Raw genomic sequence first — 7,594 nt, 5'->3', positions numbered from 1 at the left:
CGAACAACCACGACGATCCGACGAACGAACCTGGATTCTACATCCGCAAAGGACACGTCCACTAACCAAAAATGGAAGTCTAAAACACCACGTTTAGTTCCTATAGCCCCACGTTTAGTTCCTATAGCCCAGGAACGACGACCTGACACGAACCGGCAACTACCCCAGCGTAACCAGTTCGCGAGAGGAACGATCCGACGCGGCGACGCGCTGTCGCTGCGCGGGCACGAGCCGGGAAGAAAAACGAAACCCCGGGCGAACCCGGGGTTGATGGGGTGGATAACGCGGCTCGAACGCGCGACCTTCTGAACCACAATCAGATGCTCTACCGGCTGAGCTATATCCACCATGTGGTGTCGAACCGAGGTGAACCTCGTTTCGCACAACAGTCAAAGACTATACACGATGTTCAGGACGTACGCTTCCCGGCGCGTCGTTTTTCCTGCAATCACAGAAATACACGACACAGACCCTGGGAACTTCCGGCGTGCCGCAGCCGCCTGGGCACTCCGCGCTGCAAAGTCCTGGCGTGCGATGCCCATTCACAACACCTTCGACGAAAACACCCGTCCAAACGACACTGCAACGCAACGCACCACACCGCCCTGCCGTCTCGAGTCCTAACGCGCCGCACCCCTTCCACCGCCATCGATGACACGACCACGACGCGCCAACACCACCACACGCCACCGCAACGCACCAACACACCTCGCACCACCATGAACCACCCCGCAGAAGTGGAACGACCGTGGCCGAACAGCACCGCATGCGCGATGCCACTCGACCACGGTCGCGAATGACACCCCAAGCCGGGCAAGAGGAGTGCAGTGTATTGGACCCGGCTTAGGGCAGGCTTGATTGGGGTTACTCGGCGGTCACATCGTGCGCCATCTCGGCGAAGGCGTTGATGTAGGCGTCGCACGCGGCGTCGTCGTGAGCCACAGACAACGTCCATTCCTCCTCACGTCCCGGAGTCATGAACACGCCGCGGTTGGCCGCATACAGCCAGCAAAGCTGGTTCAAGTCGGTGCGCTGGCCCTGCTTGAAGGTCACATAGTCCACGATCTTGTGCGGAGAGAAGGTGACACAGCCCTTGGCACCGAAACCGATGGAGTATCCCGGGAAGTCATACTTCTTGATGACTTCGGTGCAGCCTTCCATCAGGCGGTTGTTCAGATGATCGAACAGCTTGTAGGCTTCCGGAGTGAGCACCTTCTCGAGATTGGCACGGGCTGCCGCCACACACAGCGGGTTGCCGGAGTAGGTGCCGACCTGGTAGACTTCGCCGGATTCGACAACGCTCATCACCTCGTCGGTGCCGCCGATGGCGCCCATCGGCAGGCCACCGGAAATCGCCTTGGCCATGGTGACCATGTCCGGGGTCACGCCGAACAGCTTGGTGGCACCGCCAGGTCCAATGGTCAGTCCGGTCTTTACCTCATCGAAAATCAGCACGATGCCGTGACGCTTGGTGATTTCGCGCACCTTCTCGAGGTAGCCCGGCTCCGGAGGCACGATGGACATATTCATCAGGCAGGCTTCCATGATGAGACAGGCAGGAGCCTCGTCATCGGTTTCCATCTCCCGGATGCGGGCCTCAAGCGCGTCAGCGTCGTTGAACGGAACCGGCACAGTCAGCGGAATCAGGGACTTCGGGATGCCGGCGCCGTATGGAATCTTCTTCAAGTGGTTCTTATCGCCGATGTTCTCGTAATCGCCGACGATAGAGATCATCACCGCGTCATGGTGACCGTGGTAGGAACCGAAGATCTTCATGATATGGTCGCGGTGCGTGTAGGCGCGAGCGATGCGGATTGCGTCCATTGTGGCCTCGGAACCGGAGTTGGTGAAACGCCACTTCGGCAGGCCGAACCGCTGGGTCAGTTCGTCAGCGACAACAAAATCATCTTCATCAGGAAGCGCGAAATGCGTGCCCTTCGGGAAACGCTCAGCGATGGCCTTGCCGATTTCCGGGTTGCCGTGGCCCTGCACCATGGCGCCGTAGCCGTTGTGGAAATCGTAGTATTCGTTGCCGTCCACATCCCACAGCTTGGAACCGCTGCCGTGATCGACGTAGATCGGCCACGGATCGCGCAGCTGGTAGGAGGAGGCGACGCCGTTGCACAGATGCTTGCGGGCTTCGTTATACATCTCGCGGGATTTGCCGAGTTTGGCGTTGAGTTTCTCACCCTCCTTGGCGGTGAGTTCCTTGATCCTGGCTTCACTGATGCTTGCCGTCATGTCGAATCCTTTCCTTCGGTAGTCTTGTGATGCGATTTTCGTTGCGTTCTATCGACTTGACTACGAATTTCGTACATTCATAGGTAAAACCCGCATTATTTCGTTGGGATTTCTGATTCCGGAACTGTTTTTCCGCTCGTAACAATTCGTCAACATGGATGTTCGCTTTCGAGGGGCGATTCGCAGCCGCGGTGAGCATCGTGTCGGGCTCGTCCAGATTGCGACCGATGGGAGATTTGGGGATTGCCGGGAATACCAAGGATTTATGAGCCCCGATGCCGCGATCGACAATCAGCACCGGCGGTGTGAGCGAATCCTCACACGGACCGGCGGACAGACCATCCACGAAGCGATCGGGGGCGGGAAAGTGTCCGTCATGTGAGCGAATCCTCACATAACCACCCTCAAACCGTCCCCCCCCCACACACAACATCCGACCCAACCAACAAGTCACCGTGCGAGCCAATCCTCACACATCGACGGATATGCAACCTCCGGGACTGCAACCCGGACACATCAACCGCCTCCATGTGAGTCAATCCTCACACGATGACAGGCATGACGCCGGGTGGCGCGGAAGGCGGCACCACTGTCATCACACGCCAACCCGCCATTGCGCAATCGACACACCCCGCATCACGAACGAGCCCAAAGCCCAGTCAAGCACGCTCAGTCCAGTACTCCCCAAACACAACTATGGGTCATCCGGAGGTTTCCCCGGATGGCCCGATTGCCCCGCAACCGCGCAAGACGCACAGCCGCACCCGACGCGCGGCAGGGGCGTTATGTTTGGGAGCGCACCCGTGCCCCCGCCGCACAGCCGCACGCGCATCACTGCTTGAAGTTCTCGAACAGCTGCGTGTAGTTGTCGTTGATGGCGTTCGAGCATGCCTTCTCAGTCACCGCATGCTTGAGCTCATCCGCGCTCGGCACGATCGTGTTGGACGACCGCATCTCGCTCGGCAGCAACGCATCGCCGCCCTTGAGCACAGACCCTGCGCCCGCGGATTCATCAATCGCTTCCTTGTTTTTCGGATCCAGCATGTAGTTGATGAAGGTCTTGGCTTGGTCGATGTTCTGCGCCCCCGCAGCGATTGCCATATTGTCCACGAACTGGGTGGTGCCGTCGGACGGGTAGACGAATTCGAGATCCTTATTCGACTGCTGCGCCTGGTAGGCGTCGTAACTCCAGATCATACCGATGACCTGCTCACCGGAAGCCAGACGATCCGCCACACCTTCCGAGCTGACGACGCCAACCTTTGACCGGTAGGACTGCAGCAGATCGTTCGCGTTCTGATAGGCGCGCGCATCGGTGGTGCACTGCTCGGAACCGACAGCGCGCAATGCCGCGTTGGTCACCTCGATGGAATCGTTGAGCAGCTGCGACTTGCCGTACTTCGATGGCAGCGCGAAGAACTCCTTCCAACTGGTCGGCGCCGCGGACTTGGGGATTTTCTTGGTGTTGACCATGAATCCGGTGTAGCCCACCACATACGGTGCCGAATATTCGAGCTTGGGATCGTAGTACGGCGAGGAGAACTCCTTGGAGACATTCTTGCCGTTGGGCAGCTTGGACACATCGAATTTCACGAGCATATGCTCCTTGATGAGCTGGTAGACCATGTAGTCACTCGGTATCACGATGTCATAGCCGGACCCGCCTGTGGACTGCAACTTGGCTTCCAGCGCCTCGTTGCTTTCGAAAGTGTCCACGGTAAGCTTGATGCCGGTTTCCTTCTCGAATTTCTTGATGACATCATCCGGCATGTACCCTGCCCACGTGTAGATATGCAACTCGCCGCCGTGCGCCTCGTGGTACGCCCCGTTGGCGACGACATCAGTTGTGCGCGCGGAATCCGAGATACCGCCTGAGCATGCGGCAGACGACAGCAGGCCTGCGACAGCGAGCGCCATGCACGCCATGCGACGGAACGTCCTGCCCACGTGGCCACGACCGTGCCTGCTGCCACAGCCGCGCCCGCTCTCACGGTAGTCGGAATATGAATGATTGGAAGGGATAACAGCTGATGAGGTGCGCATATCGGCTCCTTTCTTCGATATGACGGCTGCATTCTGGCGTACGCCGTCGTTCAGTCGTCCTTGCGGTTGGTCAGGACCGAGGAGATGACGGTCACGATGACAGCGAGCAGGAGCAGAAGCGTGGCGACGACGTTGATGCTCGGGTTCACGCCCTTGCGGATAAGCGAGAAGATGTAGATCGGCAGTGTCGTCGTGCCTGCGGATGTCAGGAAGTTCGAGATCATGAAGTCATCCATCGAAATCACGAATGCCATAAGCGCGCCGGAGACGATGGCCGGGGCCAGCAGCGGCAGGGTGACGCGGCGGACCGTGGTGATTGGCGACGCGCCGAGATCCACTGCGGCTTCGAAACACGAGGTGTCGATGGTCTGCAACCGCGCGCGCAACGGCATCACCACGAACGGGATGCAGAAGGTGGTGTGCGCGAGAATCAGTGGCAGCAATCCCGGCTTCAGACCGATCATACGGATGAAGCCCATGGTGGCGACGCCGAGCACGACCTCTGGGATAATCAACGACGCGTTGATCAGCCAGCCGGCGAGCGCCGAACCCGCCTGTGACATCTGGTCTGCGGCGAGGATGAACAGCACACCGATGACCGTGGACAGAACCATCGCGATGACGGCGACTTCGAGCGAGGTCAGGGTTGCCGAGATGATTGCCGGATCGTGGAACACCGTACCGTACCAGGAGAAGGAGAACCCTTTCCACAGCAGCGCTTGACGACCGCCGTTGAAGGAGAACATCACAACCATGAGCATCGGCAGATACAGGAACAGAATGACAAGCACGCTGATGAACGCGACGCCGGGGAAGGTTTTCAGCCGGTTTCGCCCGGAACGCCGAGTGCTCAGCGCCCGGTCGGGCTGCTTGTCTTCGAGCCATTGCGGCATCTGGGCGGACGCGTGTTCGCCACGTTCGTCGATGGTCCGTTCGACGATGGCGCCGAATTCCGCCGCGGTGCCGTAATCCATGTGGACGACCGGAGCGGTTTCGCCGTCGTGTGCCCCGGCGGCCGTGCGGATATCCGCTGCTTGCCCGGTATGCTTGATTTCCTTGTTGCTGCTAGTCATTGCACTCACCTCGTTCTGTTCATACCGCCATGCCGGCGTCACGCGCCGCTTTGCCGCCGCCGATGCTTGCCGCGACACCGCACAGCAACGTGATCAGCAGGATCACCGTGGACAATGCCGCGCCGAACGGCCAGTTGCGCGCTTCGGAGAACTGGGATGCGATCAGGTTGCCGAGCATGAGGACACGCCCGCCGCCAAGCAGCACGGGCTGCACGTAGGACCCGAAGGCCGGGATGAAGCACAACGCAATGGCTGAGGTGACGCCTGGTTTCGCGGCGCGCAGGATGATCCGCCGCATTACGGTGAGTTTGCGAGCGCCCAGGTCGTATGCGGCTTCGACCAGACAGAAGTCGAACCCGGACAGCGCCGAATACATCGGCATGATCGCGAACGGCAGGAAGGTGAATATCAAGCCGATTAGCGAGGCCCCCGACGTGTACAGCAGCTGTTTACTGCCTACGCCGATGAATTTCAAGAAGCCGTTGATCGGGCCGTTTTCGTTGAGGATGAGCATCCACGCGTAGGTACGGACGATGAGGTTCGTCCAGAACGGGATGTTGATCAGCAGCACCAGCAGGCGCTGGGTTGACGGCTTGCGTAACGACATCCACAGGGCGATAAAGAAGGACAGCACGATGCATATGAACGTGGTGATGAGCGCCTGCCACAACGAGGTGCCGAACACCTTGAGATACCGCGGGTCGAAGGAGGTGCGGCCCAGGAAATCGGTGGTGAACAGCAGCTTCTTGTAAGCGTTCGTGGAGAACTTGTAGACCACGCCGCCACCGACATCCGGCTGGCTCATGAAGGAGAACGCGACGATGACGCATATCGGGCCGAGTGTGAACAGCAGTCCGACGATAACGGCGGGAATCGAATACCAGTGCGAGAGCATGCCGGGCTTGATGCTGCCCGAGGCGGCGAACAGGGTGCGGCGGCGACGGGAAGTCGTCGCCCCACCGTTTTGCGAAGGCGCAGAAATCGGCGGCTTGCTGCCGTCCAAAGCGGAAGAGGTTTCGCTCATCGTTCCACCACCCTCATATGGTCGGGGCTGACCGTCACACCGACCTTTGCACCGATTGTGAGCAGTTCGGAGTCAAATGGCGGGTTGACGCGGATCTGCACGGGCGTGCCGTCGGCGAGACGGACATGGCAGCGGATGTCGGAGCCCATATAGGTCACGGTTTCCACGCTCGCCTGCAGACCGCCGTCCTTCGCCGCGCCAAGCGTAATGCGCTCGGGGCGGACGGCAGCGCTCACGGCCGCTCCCCTGCCATACTCGCTCAAGTCTTGTGTCACGGGGAAGATCTTGCCTTCGACCTCAACCGAGCCGGCATCATGCACAGTGGCGTCGAGGAAGTTGATATCGCCGATGAAGTCGGCGACGAACCGGTTGGCCGGCTTGTCGTAGATTTCCTCCGGGGTGCCAACCTGCTCGGGCTTGCCCTTGGAGAACACGGCGATATGGTCGGCCATCGACAGGGCTTCCTCCTGGTCGTGCGTGACGAAAATGAAGATGATGCCGGTCTCTCGCTGCAGACGCTTCAATTCGACTTGCATCTGACGACGCAACTTGAAATCAAGCGCGGACAGGGATTCATCAAGCAGCAGCACCTTCGGGCTTTTCGCGAGCGACCGGGCGAGCGCGACACGCTGCTGCTGGCCGCCGGACAGCTGGCTGGGCAGACGCTTGCCGATTTCGCTCAGATGTACCAGATCGAGCATCTCCTGCGTCTTGCGCTTGATGTAGTCCTTCGGCTTCTTTTCCATTTCCAAGCCGAAAGCGATGTTCTGTTCCACCGTCATATTGGGGAACAATGCGTAACTTTGGAATACGGTGTTGACCGGACGCTCGTATGGCGGCATCTCGTCGATGCGTTGGTCGCCCAAGTAGATTTCGCCGGCATCCAGGGTTTCCAGACCGCCGATGGACCGCAGCAGTGTCGTCTTGCCGCAACCGGAGGGGCCGAGCAGCACGAAGAATTCGCCGGCTTCGATGTTCAGGCTCACGTCGTCGATGGCGTGGACCAATTTGCCTTCCGCCGACCGGAAGGTCTTGCGGGCGCGGTTGATGGTCAGGCCGCTTTCTCTCAGTTCCACGTCCTTGTCGCGGCCGATGCGGACGCCGGTATCATCCGGCTGATGCGATTGGGCCGCAGATGATGACAGGACCGCATCCTGGACAGGTGATTGTGTCGTGGTCATCGCTCCTCCTTGGTAATTCGTCCGGTCATCCT

6 protein-coding genes and 1 tRNA gene are annotated in these 7,594 nt (G+C 59.7%); all 7 read right to left on the bottom strand.

Translation table 11 applies throughout. The features are described 5' to 3' along the window. Positions 1 to 271: 271 nt before the first annotated feature. Positions 272 to 347, bottom strand: a tRNA-His gene (locus ACTQYB_RS03660). Positions 348 to 864: 517 nt separating this feature from the next. Further along, entirely contained in the window at positions 865 to 2,241 is a 1,377-nt protein-coding gene (locus ACTQYB_RS03655; protein ID WP_029576028.1) for an aspartate aminotransferase family protein, read from the bottom strand. Then, positions 2,222 to 2,587: a hypothetical protein gene (locus tag ACTQYB_RS03650; protein ID WP_441481913.1), complete on the bottom strand. Its 366-nt coding sequence runs from the start codon at positions 2,585 to 2,587 to the stop codon at positions 2,222 to 2,224. Before ACTQYB_RS03650 ends, ACTQYB_RS03655 begins: the two co-directional genes overlap by 20 nt. Positions 2,588 to 3,072: 485 nt before the next feature. After that, complete coding sequence (locus ACTQYB_RS03645; protein ID WP_441481912.1) at positions 3,073 to 4,284, bottom strand: ABC transporter substrate-binding protein; 1,212 nt, start codon at positions 4,282 to 4,284, stop codon at positions 3,073 to 3,075. 50 nt (positions 4,285 to 4,334) lie between these two features. Further along, positions 4,335 to 5,357: an ABC transporter permease gene (locus ACTQYB_RS03640; protein WP_441481911.1), complete on the bottom strand. Its 1,023-nt coding sequence runs from the start codon at positions 5,355 to 5,357 to the stop codon at positions 4,335 to 4,337. 19 nt (positions 5,358 to 5,376) lie between these two features. Beyond that, entirely contained in the window at positions 5,377 to 6,381 is a 1,005-nt protein-coding gene (locus ACTQYB_RS03635; protein ID WP_441481910.1) for an ABC transporter permease, read from the bottom strand. After that, positions 6,378 to 7,562 carry an ABC transporter ATP-binding protein gene (locus ACTQYB_RS03630; RefSeq protein WP_081966524.1) on the bottom strand — a complete coding sequence of 395 codons (1,185 nt, stop codon included), beginning with the start codon at positions 7,560 to 7,562 and terminating at the stop codon, positions 6,378 to 6,380. Before ACTQYB_RS03630 ends, ACTQYB_RS03635 begins: the two co-directional genes overlap by 4 nt. Positions 7,563 to 7,594: the final 32 nt, after the last annotated feature.

This window comes from Bifidobacterium sp. LCP19S3_E9, from assembly GCF_052121135.1.
Lineage (GTDB): Bacteria > Actinomycetota > Actinomycetes > Actinomycetales > Bifidobacteriaceae > Bifidobacterium > Bifidobacterium thermacidophilum.
The sequence above is the reverse complement of the archived record's forward strand: the minus strand, read 5'-3'. Positions and strand labels throughout refer to the sequence as shown.

Excerpts from the sequence above, each read along its gene's own strand:
- ACTQYB_RS03655 (WP_029576028.1), bottom strand. The coding sequence starts at position 2,241 with ATGACGGCAAGCATCAGTGAAGCCAGGATCAAGGAACTCACCGCCAAG.
- ACTQYB_RS03645 (WP_441481912.1), bottom strand. The coding sequence starts at position 4,284 with ATGCGCACCTCATCAGCTGTTATCCCTTCCAATCATTCATATTCCGAC.
- ACTQYB_RS03640 (WP_441481911.1), bottom strand. The coding sequence starts at position 5,357 with ATGACTAGCAGCAACAAGGAAATCAAGCATACCGGGCAAGCAGCGGAT.
- ACTQYB_RS03635 (WP_441481910.1), bottom strand. The coding sequence starts at position 6,381 with ATGAGCGAAACCTCTTCCGCTTTGGACGGCAGCAAGCCGCCGATTTCT.
- ACTQYB_RS03630 (WP_081966524.1), bottom strand. The coding sequence starts at position 7,562 with ATGACCACGACACAATCACCTGTCCAGGATGCGGTCCTGTCATCATCT.